This window comes from Mesorhizobium sp. M0217, assembly GCF_040321955.1.
Lineage (GTDB): Bacteria > Pseudomonadota > Alphaproteobacteria > Rhizobiales > Rhizobiaceae > Mesorhizobium.
The window spans coordinates 479,821-495,399 of record NZ_JAMYSN010000001.1; the positions used below are offsets into that span (position 1 = coordinate 479,821).

General features: G+C 64.0%; 15 protein-coding genes. All 15 read left to right on the forward strand.

Annotated elements, in window-relative coordinates; genetic code table 11:
- Position 1: 1 nt before the first annotated feature.
- The 15 genes from NKJ18_RS02385 to NKJ18_RS02455 all read left to right on the forward strand — a co-directional run bounded on the left by NKJ18_RS02385 (position 2) and on the right by NKJ18_RS02455 (position 15,564).
- A complete protein-coding gene (locus tag NKJ18_RS02385; protein ID WP_023686351.1) occupies positions 2 to 628 on the forward strand; it encodes a hypothetical protein in 627 nt (208 codons plus the stop codon).
- Positions 629 to 659: 31 nt separating this feature from the next.
- Positions 660 to 2,006, forward strand: coding sequence for a MotB family protein (locus NKJ18_RS02390; RefSeq protein ID WP_023683299.1), 1,347 nt, complete (start codon positions 660 to 662; stop codon positions 2,004 to 2,006).
- Positions 2,003 to 3,430, forward strand: coding sequence for a MotC family chemotaxis protein (locus NKJ18_RS02395; protein ID WP_352757758.1), 1,428 nt, complete (start codon positions 2,003 to 2,005; stop codon positions 3,428 to 3,430). Before NKJ18_RS02390 ends, NKJ18_RS02395 begins: the two co-directional genes overlap by 4 nt.
- The gene (gene fliK / locus NKJ18_RS02400; protein ID WP_023695746.1) at positions 3,427 to 4,809 is read left to right on the forward strand and encodes a flagellar hook-length control protein FliK; all 1,383 of its coding nucleotides are present in this window, start codon (positions 3,427 to 3,429) and stop codon (positions 4,807 to 4,809) included. Before NKJ18_RS02395 ends, fliK begins: the two co-directional genes overlap by 4 nt.
- Positions 4,742 to 5,329, forward strand: a complete 588-nt coding sequence (locus NKJ18_RS02405; protein WP_502906151.1) for a transglycosylase SLT domain-containing protein — start codon at positions 4,742 to 4,744, stop codon at positions 5,327 to 5,329. The genes fliK and NKJ18_RS02405 overlap by 68 nt, the downstream gene beginning before the upstream one ends.
- 220 nt (positions 5,330 to 5,549) lie before the next feature.
- Positions 5,550 to 6,218, forward strand: coding sequence for a response regulator transcription factor (locus tag NKJ18_RS02410; RefSeq protein ID WP_023683295.1), 669 nt, complete (start codon positions 5,550 to 5,552; stop codon positions 6,216 to 6,218).
- Positions 6,219 to 6,309: 91 nt separating this feature from the next.
- Positions 6,310 to 7,563: a flagellar hook protein FlgE gene (locus tag NKJ18_RS02415; protein ID WP_023691731.1), complete on the forward strand. Its 1,254-nt coding sequence runs from the start codon at positions 6,310 to 6,312 to the stop codon at positions 7,561 to 7,563.
- A 176-nt stretch (positions 7,564 to 7,739) separates the two neighbouring features.
- Entirely contained in the window at positions 7,740 to 9,194 is a 1,455-nt protein-coding gene (gene flgK, locus NKJ18_RS02420) for a flagellar hook-associated protein FlgK (RefSeq protein ID WP_023686357.1), read from the forward strand.
- Between the two features lie 3 nt (positions 9,195 to 9,197).
- Positions 9,198 to 10,241: a flagellar hook-associated family protein gene (locus NKJ18_RS02425; protein ID WP_023671892.1), complete on the forward strand. Its 1,044-nt coding sequence runs from the start codon at positions 9,198 to 9,200 to the stop codon at positions 10,239 to 10,241.
- Between the two features lie 30 nt (positions 10,242 to 10,271).
- Positions 10,272 to 10,619 carry a flagellar biosynthesis regulator FlaF gene (gene flaF, locus NKJ18_RS02430; protein WP_023671893.1) on the forward strand — a complete coding sequence of 116 codons (348 nt, stop codon included), beginning with the start codon at positions 10,272 to 10,274 and terminating at the stop codon, positions 10,617 to 10,619.
- Positions 10,616 to 11,059: a flagellar biosynthesis repressor FlbT gene (gene flbT / locus NKJ18_RS02435; RefSeq protein ID WP_023671894.1), complete on the forward strand. Its 444-nt coding sequence runs from the start codon at positions 10,616 to 10,618 to the stop codon at positions 11,057 to 11,059. The genes flaF and flbT overlap by 4 nt, the downstream gene beginning before the upstream one ends.
- Complete coding sequence (gene flgD, locus NKJ18_RS02440) at positions 11,059 to 11,466, forward strand: flagellar hook assembly protein FlgD (protein ID WP_023728383.1); 408 nt, start codon at positions 11,059 to 11,061, stop codon at positions 11,464 to 11,466. Before flbT ends, flgD begins: the two co-directional genes overlap by 1 nt.
- Positions 11,467 to 11,490: 24 nt before the next feature.
- Positions 11,491 to 11,757 (forward strand): flagellar biosynthesis protein FliQ, encoded by a 267-nt coding sequence (fliQ, locus tag NKJ18_RS02445; protein ID WP_023671896.1) that lies wholly within the window; start codon positions 11,491 to 11,493, stop codon positions 11,755 to 11,757.
- Positions 11,758 to 11,828: 71 nt separating this feature from the next.
- Positions 11,829 to 13,697 carry an asparagine synthase (glutamine-hydrolyzing) gene (gene asnB, locus NKJ18_RS02450; protein WP_352757759.1) on the forward strand — a complete coding sequence of 623 codons (1,869 nt, stop codon included), beginning with the start codon at positions 11,829 to 11,831 and terminating at the stop codon, positions 13,695 to 13,697.
- A 223-nt stretch (positions 13,698 to 13,920) separates the two neighbouring features.
- Positions 13,921 to 15,564: an MFS transporter gene (locus NKJ18_RS02455; RefSeq protein ID WP_023671898.1), complete on the forward strand. Its 1,644-nt coding sequence runs from the start codon at positions 13,921 to 13,923 to the stop codon at positions 15,562 to 15,564.
- The last annotated feature ends 15 nt before the right edge of the window (positions 15,565 to 15,579 follow it).

A 15,579-nucleotide genomic window follows, 5' to 3' on the forward strand; every position in this document is an offset into this window, starting at 1 on the left:
CATGGCCTCGGCAGCGCTTTTCGACCTTTTGCCGGATTTCGGCGCACGCAGCCAGCGTGCCGGCCAGCCCTCGCTCGCCGCCATGGCCGAGCCAAGGCCGGAGACGTCGGCGCCGCAGGCCGACATCGGCGCGCTGATCGCCGAAGCGGTCATCGATGCCGAAGCCGCCCTTGAAGCCCGCCTTGCCATCGCCCACCAGGCAGCGCTCGAGGCGCAGAGACAGGCCAACGCCGATGAAGCAAAGGCCTTTCTGGAAAGTTTCGGCGGCGATCTCGGCGCGGTCGTCACTGCCCGCATCGAGATCATGGAGGCCAAGGTCAGCGACCTCGTCGGCGCCACCATTGCGCGCATCATTGGCGGCCTTGTCAGCGACGATCTGCAGAAGCGTTCGCTGGAAACCCTTGCCGGCACGATCCGCGAAGCCGTCGGCGACAGCGAGGCGGTGCGCATCGCCGTGCGCGGACCGCTGTCATTGTTCGAGACGCTGAAGGCTTCGCTCGGCCCACGCGCGGCCAATCTCGATTTCGTCGAGGCGCCCGGCTTCGACCTTACCGTCGCCATTGACGAGGCGGTGTTCGAAACCCGCATTGCCGAATGGTCGGCCGCCTTGTCGGAGGCCCTGTCATGAGCGAGGGCCCTCTTACGAACGAGTGGACGTCATGAGCGTTGTCGAGGCCGCAGACGCCAGGCACGAGATCATCATCGTGCGGCGCAATCACGACGACCACGACGACGCCCACCATGGCGGCGTCTGGAAGATTGCCTTTGCCGATTTCATGACCGCCATGATGTGCTTCTTCCTCGTCATGTGGCTGATCAACGCCGCCAACGAGCAGACCAAGGCGGCCGTTGCCAGCTACTTCAATCCGGTCAAGCTGGTCGATCGCAACGCCAGCCGCAAGGGCCTCGAAGACCTCGGCGATGGCCCGAGCAAGGTCGGGCTGACGGCCGACGACCCGCGGGACAAGACCAGCAAGGCCGGACAGGACGGCATCGGCGGCGCCGGCACCTCGGACAAGAAGCAATCGAAGGAATCGGCGCCGAAGACCGATCTTTCCGACGAGCATCTGTTTGCCGATCCCTATGCTGTGCTGTCGGAAATCGCCACCGACACCGGCGTCATGCAAAATGTCAGCGAGAAGGGCGATGGCGGCGCGCAGGCGTCCGGCCCGGCTACCGGCGCATCCGGCGGCCAATCCTACCGCGACCCGTTCGCGCCGGATTTCTGGTCGCAGCAGGTGGCTGCACCAGGCGCCGAAGCCACCGCCGAACGCACCAAGATCGAAGGCGATCCCCTGAAGCCGGGTGACAAGGCGGCACAGACGCAAGTGGCGGAGGTGAAGGCCGTGCCGGCCGCGCCGCCAGTGGCCGCGGCGCCGCTCGAGCCGCTGGCGAAATCCGTTTCCGATAAGCCGCTGACCAAGGCTGAAGCCAAAGCAGAGGCCAAGGCTGAAGCAGCGAAGGCCGAAATTGCAAAGGCCGAAGCCGCCGAAGCACAACCCGCACCCAAACCCGAAGCCGCAGAAAAAGCGCCGACGGCCGCCACTGTTAGAGCCGCGGCGCAGGTCAAGCAGGAACTGGCCGAGGCCTTCAAGCCAGGCGACAAATTGCATGATGGCGTCTCCGTCGAAGCCACCGACAAGGGTGTCGTCATTTCGATCACGGACCAGTTCGATTTCGGCATGTTCGAGATCGGATCGGCTGTGCCTAGGCGTGAACTGGTGCTGGCGATGGAAAAGATCGGCCGCATCGTCAACGAGCAGAAAGGCACGATCAGCATCAACGGCCACACCGACGCGCGGCCGTTCCGCAGCGACACTTACGACAATTGGCGGCTGTCCACGGCGCGCGCCCATTCCGCCTATTACATGCTGGTGCGCGGCGGCGTCGACGAGCGCCGCATCACCGAGGTCGCCGGCTTCGCCGATCGCGAGCCGAAAATTGCAGCCGACCCGATGGCGGCCGCGAACCGCCGCATCGAAATCCTGATGGCGACCGACGGATGAGGCGCGCCGCGATCATCGGCCGCGCCGTCGGGCTGCTGCTGAGCGCTGTCCATCCGCCATCGGCCTTCGCCGAGGACGGCTTGCAGCCCTATCAGCTGGTGCGCTCGCTGCAGCTTGTGCAGGACCGCATCGCCGCCGGCGATCACGCCGCGCTGCCGATGCAGGCCAAGCTGCTCGAAATGGCCGACACAAGGCTGCGCGCGGCGGACGCAGATGATTTCAGCGACCCGAAGAATTTTCGCGCCTTGCTGGTCTATGGCATGAGTGGCGGCAACCCCGTCACCGTCGAGGCGGCGGTGTCGCGCGCCAAGACCGACCCGCAAAGCCTGACCATCGCCAAGGGCATTGTCGATTATCTGAACGGCCGGCAGGCGGCTGCGATCGAGGCGCTGAAGCCGATCGATCCGATGACCCTGCCCCCCGATGTCGGTGCCTTTCTGGCGCTGGTCAAGGGCTCGCTTCTCGCCACCGAGCAACCGGTCAGCGCGCTTGCGCTGCTCGACGATGCTCGCCTGCTCAGCCCCGGCACGCTGGTCGAGGAAGCAGCGCTGCGCCGCTCGGTCGGCATCGCCGCCGCGCAAGGCGACGGTGCGCGTTTCGCGCTTGCCTCAACCCAATACGTCGAAGACTACCTCTATTCGCCCTATGCCAGCCAGTTCGCCGACGCCTTCGTCTCCGGCGTCATCACGCTGCACATGGCGATCAGCCAGGACAAGCTCGCCGACATCACCGCAATGATGGATCCAGAACGCGAGAAGGTGATCTATCTGCGCATCGCCCGCCGCGCCGCGATCGACGGCTTTGCCGATCTCTCCGCCTTTGCCTCGGCCAGGGCTGAACGGGGCCGCGACGGCATCCACAATCAGGACGATCCGCGCGCCCAGCTCTATTCCAGCCTGTCCACGGTAACGTCCGGCACCATCGGCGAGGTCCGCGCCAAGCTGGACAAGATCGATCGCAACCAGCTTTCGCAAAGCGACCGCGACCTGCTCGATGCCGCGCAGGCCGTGGCGGGTGAAGTCATCGCCCCGCCGGCGCCGCTGCCTGCCGAAAAGCCCGCACCTGCCGCGGCCAGGCAGGAGCCGGTCAAGACCGCGGCCGTGGAAAGACCCGACGAGCCAGAGCTGCCGCCGGTCGAAGGCGCGATGCCGGAACAGCCAGCCGCCACAACGTCGAGTGAACAGCCCGCAACCGACCAACCGAAGGCGGCAAGTGAGCCGGCCGCGCAGGCACCGAGCACGCCAGAGGCAAAGGCGGCGGAAACGCCTGCAGTCGCCTCGGCCAGCGATGCGGCTCCGGTCGTGCCGGCATCGGTGCCGGCCCCCGCCGCAGTAGAGCCTACCGATCCCACCGACGCCGCCATGGCGAGGACGCGTCACCAGCTCGATTTGATCGACCAGATGCTTGGAGCAGCCCCGAAATGACCACCAATGTTGGCCAGGCCCTGCCGGCTCCCGCGCACGCCGGATCGAAGCAGTCGGCCTCAAACGCCAAAGGTGGCGACAAAAGCTTCGGCGACATGGTGCGCGGCGACGACGATGCGCCGACACCGATAGGCCAGGGAGCAATTGAGGCCGCGTCGCACGAGCTGCATTGGGCCAAACGCAGCCCTGCCGGTCCCGGCAAAAGCGAAATCCCACACACCCAGTCTGGCAAGACGGGGACGAAATCCGCTGCCGGCAAGGCCGCAAAAGAACATGCCGATAGTCGCCCGGACAAACCATCCAACGACGCTGAGGTGGCCGGACGAGACGCGGATGCAGGACCGCTGCAGGATCATTTGCCATTGGTGCTGGCGTTGCACGATATCAGGCATTTCTCAACGGTCCGGACAAGCGGGAACGGCATCGCGACGAATGGACAGACTGGGCAACCGGCGCCCGCTGGCGAGGCCATTTCTGCACAGACGTCGCCTCTGAAGAGACACCGCGCAGCTTCCGGCATTGACGACAGACTCGACACGACGACGCGATCCGAACGGGCCAAGACCGGTACCAGCGTATCAGCACGGGATCAGGGGCAAAAGCTGCCCGCGATCGGGCTCCAGTCCGGCAAACTGCCGCATCAGGATGGTCCGACGCCTCCTCTACCGGCGGACCAGACGGCAAGCGACGTTTCGGCACCCGAGGCAAAACGGTCCGCGCCGTCGGCGAAGTCCGTCGATGGAGCCCATTCCGCGGCATCGTCCACACAGGGAAAACAGCCGCCATTCGCTGCGCGCGTCGACATTGTCGCCGAGCAGAGTTTCCCGGCCCCGGCGCAAAGCCCGATGAACCAGACGACTTCGGCGCTTATCGACGCGCTGGCTTCGGATAGCGGCCTGCGGCAAGCGGTTTCGACGCCGTCGACGACCGCCCAGACGGCCGGTTCTGTTGCCGTTCCGACACATATATTGAAGATCGAGCTTCACCCGGCAGAGCTCGGCATGGTCACCGCCAGTCTCAGGCTTTCCGGAGAACAACTTTCGATAGAATTGAAGCCCGAAACCCATGAGGCTTACCGCCGTCTCGCCACCGACAGCGACGCCATCGTGAAGTCGTTGCGCGGGCTCGGCTTCGATGTCGACAAGGTCACCATCCTGCAACCCTCGATAGCGATCCACGCAGCGGCCCGCAGCGATGCAGCGAACTCGCATATGCCGCAAGGCCGCGACCAGTCCGCTTTTCAGCCCGGAAACTCGAGCGGCAACAATACGGGTTCGGGCGGCCAGCAGTCGGGAAGAAGCCGCAATGATGATGCCCAGGAATTCGGCCGCGCTGGCGCGCCTGCTCGCGAGCGCGCTGGCGACGATATGTTTATCTAGCCTCGCCACCAAGCCGGCCACCGCCGCCACCAACCCTTGCGAGCCCGAGATCTTGCGTGCCGCCGACCGCTATGGCGTGCCCGCCGGCATCCTCTATGCGGTCGGGCTGACCGAGACCGGCAAGAAGGGTAGCTTGCAACCTAACGCCATGAATATAGAGGGAAAAGCGGTATTTCCAAGGAACCGAACCGAGGCCCTGGCCGCCTTCGAAGCAGCCCGACGTGAGGGCAAGACGCTGATCGACCTCGGCTGCATGCAGATCAACCATCACTATCACGCCGCGCATTTCCGCAGCGTCGACGACATGCTCGACCCGCGCCAGAATGTCGACTATGCCGCGCGCTTCCTGGCCAGCCTGCATGCGCGTCATGTCAGCTGGTCGATGGCCGTCGCCCGCTACCACGCCGGCCCCGACAATGACCCCGCGCAGAAATTCTATGTCTGCCGCGTCATCGCCAATATGGTCGCCACCGGCTTCGGCAAATGGACCCCGAACGCCCGCAACTTTTGCAACCCTTAGGTGAATCATCTCTTGCGAACGGCTGCAAATCCACGCCCGGCGGGTGACGTGCCACGTCACCCGTTCGGCAACCAACGATACAACCTCCTGATTGCGGTTATTTCGAAACTCGAAATAACTCCCAAGAAAATAGCTACAAGAAATGATGGTTGTTCAGGATTCCCGGCACCGGTTACGGCTCTTCCCACGGGGCAGATGATCTGATTCGGGGGCGGGGCCGATGATTGTAATCGTTGACGAGCGAGAGCTCGTAACTGAAGGCTACAATTCACTTTTCGATCGTGAGGGCGTTGCCTGTGCAGGCTTCGCGTCCGGTGAATTCGGCGAGTGGGTGACATCGGCCGCCGACACGGATTTGCGATCGGTCCGAGCCTTCCTCATTGGCGACTGCCGCGAAGGCGCCATCTCGCCACGCCAGATCCGCGACCGCACCGGCGCTCCGGTCATTGCGCTGAGCGAACAGCACTCGCTCGAGAATACGCTGCGGCTGTTCGAGAGCGGTGTCGACGACGTCATACGCAAGCCGGTCCATATCCGGGAGATCCTGGCCCGCATCACCGCCATCCGCCGCCGCGCCCATGAGGACGTCAGCTACACCGAGATCGGCGCCATGCGCATCTTCATGGACGGCCGCGATCCCGAGATCGATGGCCAGCCGTTGCCTCTGCCGCGCCGCGAACGCCGCATCCTCGAATATCTGGCGAGCAACCGCGGACGCCGCGTCACCAAGACCCAGGTCTTCAACGCCATCTACGGCATCTTCGACGAAGAGGTCGAGGAGAACGTCGTCGAGAGCCACATCTCCAAATTGCGCAAGAAGCTGCGCGAAAAGCTCGGCCAGGACCCGATAGATTCCAAGCGCTTCCTTGGCTACCGGCTGGTGTTCTGATGGCGGTCTGCGCCAGCCTCGCGCAAGACAGAAATTATATCCTCGCGACCACAGATGGGCCCAACGATGTTGGGCATTGAGGAGACGTTCGATGAGCCTTTACGGAATGATGCGGACCGGCGTTTCCGGCATGAACGCGCAGGCCAACCGCCTTTCGGCCACAGCCGACAACATCGCCAATTCCGACACCACCGGCTACAAGCGATCCTCGGCCGAGTTTTCGACGCTGATCATGCCGCAGGTCGGCGGCGCCTATAATTCCGGCGGCGTCAACACCACCATCCGCTCGGCCATCAGCGCCCAGGGCGTGCTGCAGTACACGACCTCGGTTTCCGACCTTGCGGTCAACGGCAACGGTTTCTTCGTCGTCCAGGACCCCAGCGGAACGCCTTTCCTCACCCGCGCCGGCGCATTCGTTCCCGACGCTCAGGGCAGACTGGTCAACGCCGCCGGCTACCAGCTGATGGCCTACAGCTACGCCAACGGCACACCGGCTGCCACCGCCAACGGTTTCGAAGGGCTGGTGCCGGTCCAGATCTCCGACCAGGAAATGACCGCGACGCCCAGCACCGCGGGCAACTTCAACGCCAATCTGCCGGCCGGCGCCACGCCGCCCGCCGGTCCGCTGCCGTCCACCAACAGCCCGACGGCGGAATACACGTCGAAATCCTCGATGGTCACCTACGACAATCTCGGCAACAAGAAGCTGCTCGACCTCTATTTCACCAACACCGGGACCGGCACCTGGTCGGTCTCTGTGTTCGACCAGTCCCAGGCGACGCCGGGCACATCCTTTCCCTATACGGGCGGCGCGCTGGCCACGGCCAACCTGACCTTCGACACCACCACCGGCAAACTCACCGGCGCCGTCGATTCGATTACCATCCCCGTACCGGGCGGTGCGTCGCTCGACCTCGATTTGTCCAAGCTGACTCAGCTCGGCACCGGCTTCACGGTCTCCGAAGCCAAGGTCAACGGCAACGCGCCCAGCACGATCGAAAAGATCCAGATCGGCGAGGACGGAGTCATTTACGCCCAGTATCAGGACGGCTCGACCAAGCCGCTGTTCAAGATCCCACTGGCCGACGTCCAGAGCGCCGACAACCTCACCGCACTGCCTGGCAATGTCTATGCGCAGTCCACCGACTCCGGCACCGTGCGCATCGGCTTCGCCAATGAAGGCAAGCTCGGCAGCATCATCTCCGGCGCGTTGGAAAATTCCAACGTCGATATCGCCGAGGAATTGACCAACATGATCGCGGCGCAGCGCAGCTACACCGCTAACTCGAAAGTGTTCCAGACCGGTTCCGACCTCATGGATGTCCTTGTCAACCTGAAGAGATAAACGACGGGCGCCAGGGGAATGAACCCAAACCAGAGCAGCGCGGTGCGCGGATTTCGAATTCAAGGCCACACCGGCAAACCGGCCGGGGTGGTCTGGAATTGCAGGTTTCCGAACGCCGACGCCGCCGACAGGGCAGAGACGTCATCCCCTCCCCACTGGCCTCGTGAAAGACCCGCATGTCGCTGACTTCCGCATTGACCATAGCCCAACAGTCGCTTCAGACCACATCGAAGCAGACCAGCGTCCTTTCCCGCAATATTGCCGACGCCAGCAACCCCGACTATGCCCGCCGCACGGCGGTCGTCGTCAGCAGCGCGCCCGGCGCCCGCTCGGTCGAGATCCAGCGCGCCACCAACGCCCTGCTGTTTCGCCAGAACCTTAGCGCGCAATCGGCATGGAGCGGCCAGAGCACGCTTTACAGCGGAATTGACCGCCTCGCCGTTGCCGTCAACGGCGTCGACAACGCCTCCTCTGCCTCGACCGCGATCGGCAAGCTGCAGAACGCGCTGCAGCTTTACGCCGCTACGCCATCCAACCAGAACCTCGGCTCCAGCGTCATCGACGCGGCCCAGCAGGTGGTGCGCGCTCTGAACGACGGCACCAACGCGATCCAGGATTTCCGCACCCAGGCCGATGGCGAGATATCAACGGCGGTTAACGATCTCAACTCGCTGCTTAGTCAGTTCCAGGACGCCAACAAGGCGGTCATCTCCGCAACCCGTTCGGGTACCGACGCATCCGACGCGCTCGACCAGCGCGACGCTTTGCTGAAGAAGATCGCGGACTATGTGCCGGTGTCGACCTTCACGCGTGGCGACAACGACATGGTCATCACCACCAAGGATGGCACGACACTGTTCGAGACCATTCCGCGCTCGGTAAGTTTCACCCCGTCGGCGGGCTACACGGCCGGCACACCAGGCAACACCATCTACATCGACAATGTGCCGGTCAGCGCCGGGGCTGGCGGCAACACCAGCGCCGACGGCAAGCTCGCCGGGCTCATCACCTTGCGCGACGGCGTCGCGGCGACGATGCAGAGCCAGCTCGACGAAGTGGCGCGCGGCCTCATCACCGCCTTTGCCGAAACAGCACCTTCGCAGCCCGACCGAACCGGCCTGTTCACCTGGTCGGGTGCGCCCGCCATTCCGGCCGCCGGCACGCTGATCGACGGGCTTGCCGGCTCGATCAAGGTCAACGCCGCAATGGACTCGAGCGTCGGCGGCAATCCGGTGCTGCTGCGCGACGGCGGCGCCAATGGTGCGGCCTATATCGCCAACACTGCCGGCAACGCCTCCTATTCGCAGCTCTTGATCGGCTATGGCGACAAGCTCGACAAGCCGATGCCTTTCGACGCTGCGGCCGGCATCACCGTCACGTCCAGCGTGTCCGACTACGCCGCCAATGCCATTGGCTGGTTCGAAGGCCAGCGCCAGCAGGCCTCGAGCAACGCCGACGCCAAGGAAGCGCTGGCATCGCGCACCGCCGAGGCGCTGTCCAACGACACCGGCGTCAATGTCGACCAGGAGATGTCGCTGCTGCTCGACCTCGAACACACCTATCAGGCCTCGGCGCGCATGATGAAAACCGTCGACGACATGCTGTCGGCCCTGCTCGATGCCGTAGGATAAGCCATGAAAGCCACATCCGTCTCATCAGCCGCCCTCTCCAACGCCGCGCGCTATCAGCAGATGCGCATGCAGGCCGAACTGGTCAAAGCCACCAAGGAATCGACGACCGGCACCGTCGCCGATGTCGGTCTGGCGCTCGGCGCGCGCACCTCGCAGGCGGTCACCTTCTCGCGCGACCTCGACCGGTTGAACGTCATCATCGATTCCAATTCGCTGGTCACCGCGCGGCTGTCCTCGACGCAGGCTGCGCTTGGCCAGCTTTCCGACACTGCGCAGAATTTGCTGACCGCGCTGACCGCCGCCGGCAATTCCTCGAGCACCATCACGCAGCAAGCCGGCAAGGCCGCCGTGCAGCAGATGACCTCTATCCTCAACGCCAGCGTCAACGGCGAATATCTGTTTGCCGGCACCAACACCGACGTCAAGCCGATCGACGATTTCACCGCCGCGGGCTCGCCGGCCAAGGCGGCGTTCGACGCTTCCTTCTCGTCGTATTTCGGCTTCACGCAGGCCGATCCGCTCGCTGCCAACATCACCGCCGCCCAGATGGACGGCTTCATCACCAGCAATGTCTTGCCGCAGTTCATGGGCTCCGGCTGGCAGGCCAACTGGTCGAACGCCACCGACCAGCAGATCGTCAGCCGCATTTCGCTGGGCGAAACCACCCAAACCTCGGCCAGCGCCAATGACGACAGCATCCGCAAGCTCGCCATGGCTTCCGCCCTGATCACCGGCCTGCTGTCCGGCAATATCAGCCAGGCGGCGAAGACCACCGTTGTCGGCCGCGCCCAGGCGATGGTCGGCGAGGCGCTGGGCGGGCTAGGGCAACTGCAGGCCGAGACCGGCCTTGCCGAGAAGCGGGTCTCCGACGCCAGCGACCGCATGAAGACGCAGGTCGACCTGTTCGAGCGCCATATCCTTGATCTGGAAGGCGTCGACCCCGCCGAGGCAGCCACCCGCGTCGCGGATCTGACGCAGCATATCGAGACGTCCTTCGCGCTGACCGCGCGCCTGCAGCAGATGAGCCTGCTGAACTACCTGACCTGACAATCTCAACCGCAACGGTAGAGCCAAACGATGTACCAATTCTCCTACGCCGACATCCAGACCGACTCCGTTGCCGATGCGAAAGATCGCGAGCGGCAGCTTTTGACCCGCTCGATCGAAATGCTGGCGGCGGCGGCGGCGGTCGGCCACACCTCGATGGAGGCGGTCGAAGCGCTGCACTTCACCAACCGGGTCTGGACCACCTTCGTCGAGGATCTCGGTTCCAGCGACAATGTCCTGCCCAAGGAACTGCGCGCCAACCTCATCTCCATCGGCCTGTGGCTGCTGCGCGAGGCCGAGGACATCCGCCAGGGCCGCACCGACAATTTCGAAGGGCTGATCGAAGTGTCCCAGATCATCCGGGACGGCATTCAATGACCAACACGCTGAAGATATCGCTGAAGCCGAACGAGAAGATCTACATCAACGGCGCCGTCATCCGCGTCGACCGCAAGGTCACCGTCGAGCTGATGAACGACGTACAGTTCCTGCTCGAGAACCATGTCATCCAGGCCGACGATGCCTTGACGCCGCTCAAGCAGCTCTATTTCATCCTGCAGGTGATGCTGATGAACCCGGCCGGCGCCATCGAGGCGCGCGCCATGTTCCGCCGCTCGCTGCCCTTGCTTTTGGCAAGCTTCGAGGATGAGCAGATCAGTGGCGCGCTGAAGCAGATCGACCGCATGGTCGGCGAAGACCATATCTATGAAGCGCTGAAGGCTATCCGTGCGCTTTATCCGCTCGAACGCCGCGCACTTGGCGGCAATGACGATGTTCAGGGTGCGAAGCGCCCGCTGGCCGTGGGAGCACAATACTGATGAATGTGGACATGACGACGACGATCCCCATGGGCGCCAACCAGGGCACCCAGCAGACGTCGAAGACAGCGGTCGACTACCAGTCGTTCCTGAAGCTGTTGATCGCCGAGATGAAGAACCAGGATCCGACGAAACCGATGGATTCGACGCAGTATGTCGCCCAGCTCGCCACCTTCTCGCAGGTAGAGCAATCGGTGCAGACCAACACCAAGCTCGACCAGATCATGCAGTCCTCGGCGCTGTCGCAGGCCGATGCCTTGATCGGCCGCTCGATCACCTCGGCCGACGGCAAGACGACCGGCGTCGTGGCCTCGGTCAAGCTTGCAAGCAACGGCGTGATCGCCGTGTTGCAGAACGGCACCGAAGTGCCGGTCGGCGCGGGCGTTTCGATAAAGCCGGCCAGCTAGACAGTTCCATAGAGGCGCGCTCACATGAACGAGGCCGACGCACTCGACATCGTCCAGTACGCGGTATGGACGGTGCTTGTTGCTTCCGCGCCGGTGGTGCTGGTCGCCATGGTGGTCGGCATCGGCATTGCCCTGATCCAGGCCCTGACCCAGATCCAGGAAATCACCCTGACCTTCGTGCCCAAGATCGTCGCCATCATGCTGGTCGTGGCGCTGACCGGTCCGTTCATCGGCAGCCAGATCTCGGCCTTCACCAACGTCATTTTCGAGCGCATTGAAAACGGGTTCTAGGCAGCGCTTGCAGGCGGCTGTGTTCCGGCTAGATTGCAGGCCATGACTCAGGCAGAACTCACCGGCAGGCCATGTGCGGAATAGCCGGCGTCTGGCGCAAACGAAACCCGATCGACGCCAACGACCTGTCGGATGTCGCCAGCATGATGCAGGCGTTGGTACATCGCGGCCCCGACGATCATGACAGCTGGCACAACAATCGGCTGGCGCTCGGTCACCGCCGACTTACCATCATCGATCCCTCGCCCGCCGCCCGTGAGCCGATGCTGACTTCTTCCGGCGATGGCGTTCTCGTCTACAATGGCGAGGTCTACAATTACCGCTCGCTGCGCGAAACGCTGCAGGCGCAAGGCGTCGTCTTTCGAACCATCTGCGATGCCGAAGTGGTTCTCGAAGCCTTGCATCACTGGGGCCCCGAAAAAGCCGTGCCGCTGTTCGACGGGATGTTTTCCTTCGCCTATTTCGACGCTCGCAGCAGTGCGCTGTGGCTTGCGCGTGACCGTCTTGGAATCAAGCCGATGTCGGTGGCCGACACGCCGGAGCGAATCCTGTTCGCCTCGGAGGACAAGGCGATCCTCGCCTGCGACGGTTTTCCGCGCGACATCGACAGCCGCGAGATCACCTTGCGGCTTGCCTGGCAGAGCCGCGATTCCAGCTACAGCCTGTTCGACCGCATCGAGCGCCTGCCGCCCGCCGGCCTGTGGAAGATCACCGATGGCGTTATCGAGAAGCGCCGCTTCTGGCATGTGCTGGACGTGCTGGAGACCGCGCGCATTACCGGCGATGCATCCGCTGATGCTGAACACATGGCGACGCTCGAGGCGTTGCTCAAGGACAGCGTCGGACTTCACTGCATCGCCGATACCAGCGTTGCCACCGCCTGCAGCAGCGGTGTCGATTCCGGCCTGATAACGGCGCTGGCAAAGCGGTTCAGGCCGGAAGTCCACGGTTATGTCGTCGACCCGCAGCTCGGCAACAGCGAGGCCGAAGACGCCGAACGCACCGGCCGCCATGTTGGCGTGCCCTTGCGCCGGGTGCCGGTCGACAGGAACCGGTTTTTCGAACTTTGGCCAAGGGTAATCTGGCATCTTGAAAGCGATGGCTGGCACGCCAGCCATGTCGCACTGCTGGCGCTTGCCGAACGATGCCGGGCCGATGGCGTCAAGGTGCTGCTCACCGGCGAAGGCGCAGACGAATTGTTTGGCGGCTACCCCTTGCAGGCCTTGAGCATGAAGAAGTGGCGTTCCTGGTCGTGGCCCCGGCGCCTGGTCCATTCGAAGCGCTCGCTCGACCGGAGATTCGAGCAACAGCGTCATGCCCCCTACAAGGTCTCGGCTGGAAGCCACTCACAAATGGATCGCAGCATGGTCCTGCGTGCTTTGTCGCCGGAGCTGAATTTTCTGCAATCCGAGATCTTCGACCGCCTGGAGCCGGTTATGCCGCCCGCGGATCGCGCCTTTCTCGGTAGTTGCCTCTACGACCTCTATTCGCATCTGCAGGACATCCTGCACCGGCACGACCGGCTGAGCATGGCGGCGTCCGTGGAACTGCGGGTCCCGTTCCTGGAAAACCGCCTGATCGACTTCGCCATCCATTTGCCGAGGCGGCAGAAATACCGCGACAAAACAGGAAAATGGCTTTTGCGAAAGGTCGCTGAAAAGCATATTCCGCGCCAGAACGTCCAGGCGCGCAAGATCGGCTTCGAGATGTCGTCGCAATTTTCGGCCGGCACGGAGACTTTGCTACGCGGCGGTTTCCTGCGCGATGCCTTGAAATGGCCCGCCGCGAATTTGGAGGACATGGTCCAGTTGGCGCGGCGCGAGCAACCGTCCAGGCTGCGGCTTGTCGGCATGGAGCTTTTCCTGCGCCTTCACGCCGGCGGCGAGACGACAGGCACGCTGACCGAAGCCTTGCATACCGCTGCCCGGGACAGAAGCTGACTTCGCGCGCGGCCGACAGCCCCGCGCAGTGGACCAATGAGAACATCGCTCTGGGTAGCGGACCATTCCCGGCTGACGTATTTTCGCCTTGCTATCCTGTTGTTGGACCATGATCTTTTTCGAAGACGCGTTCGCCCTTTTGGATGTCGTGCTCTATTTCAAACGGATGCCATGATTGTCGTCCCCGCGGACGAAACCAGCACGTTAAGGTGGGACAGGTCTGATGATCGATGACGAGCCGGACAGCGAACGCGTTTCGGCGCTGGCGCCGTTCCGGCACGGCATCTTCCGCGCCGTCTGGTCGGCCAGCCTGGTGTCGAATTTCGGTGGCCTGATCCAGGGCGTCGGCGCCGCCTGGATGATGACCACCATCGCCACGTCGCCCTATCAGGTGGCGCTGGTCCAGGCCTCGGCCACTCTGCCGATCATGCTGTTTGCACTCGTCGCCGGCGCCATCGCCGACAGCTTCAACCGGCGCAAGGTGATGCTGATCGCCCAAATCTTCATGCTGGTCGTCTCTGCACTTCTAACGCTGTTCACCTGGAACGGCTGGATGACGCCGTGGACGCTGCTTGCCTTCACCTTCCTGATCGACAGCGGCACGGCGCTCAACAACCCGTCCTGGCAGGCATCGGTCGGCGACATGGTGCCGCGCAACAAGCTGCCGGCCGCGGTTGCACTCAATTCACTGGGCTTCAACCTGACACGCAGCGTCGGCCCGGCGATCGGCGGCATCATCGTTGCCGCCGCTGGTGCGGCTGCTGCGTTCGCCGCCAATGCGCTGAGCTATATAGGTCTCATCATCGTGCTCTTCCGCTGGAAGCCGGAGCTGCCGGTCTCGACGCTGCCGCGCGAGACGCTGGGCGCCGCCATGGGCGCCGGCCTGCGCTATGTCGCCATGTCGCCCAACATCGGCAAGGTGCTGGTCAGGGGCTCCGCCTTCGGCTTCAGCGCCGGCGCGGTTTTGGCGCTGCTGCCGCTGGTGGCGCGCGACGTCGTCAAGGGCGATGCCTTGACCTACGGCATCATGCTCGGCGCCTTCGGCATCGGCGCCGTCGGCGGCGCGCTGATAAGCGTGCGTCTCAGACAATTGCTGTCCAGCGAGACGATGGTGCGGATGGCCTTCGCCGGCTTTGCCGTCTGCGCCTTCAATGCCGCCATCAGCCTCAATGCCTGGCAGACTGCGGCGGGTTTGCTCATCGGCGGCGCCTGCTGGGTGATCGCGCTGTCGCATTTCAACGTCACGGTGCAGATGTCGACGCCGCGCTGGGTCGTCGGCCGGGTGCTGTCGGTCTACCAGACGGCGACCTTCGGCGGCATTGCGCTGGGCAGCTGGATCTGGGGCGTCGTTGCCGATGCGCATGGCGCCGAAACCGCGCTGATTGCGGCGGCCATCGCGATGCTTGTTGGCGGCGCCATCGGCCTGTTCCTGCCGCTGCCGCAGCAGACGACTCTCAACCTCGACCCGCTCAACCGCTTCAAGGAGCCGCATCTCGGCCTCGACCTGAAGCCGCGCAGCGGCCCCATCGCCATCATGATAGAGTACATTATCCGCGACGAAGATGTACCCGAATTCCTCGCCACCATGGCCGAGCGCGGGCGCATCCGCCGCCGCGACGGCGCCCGCAACTGGACGCTGGCTCGGGACCTAGAAAATCCCGCAGTCTGGATCGAACACTACCACACGCCGACCTGGCTGGAATACATCCGCCACAACCGGCGCGCCACCCATGCCGACGCCGTCGTCGGCGAGCGGGTGCGGGCGCTGCACAGCGGCGACGAACCGCCGCGCGTGCGCCGCCTGATCGAGCGCCCGACGACCGCCGGCACCGCGCTGGTCTCGCCGAAGGGGCCGATCGATCACTGAGCTCGCCATAGCCGT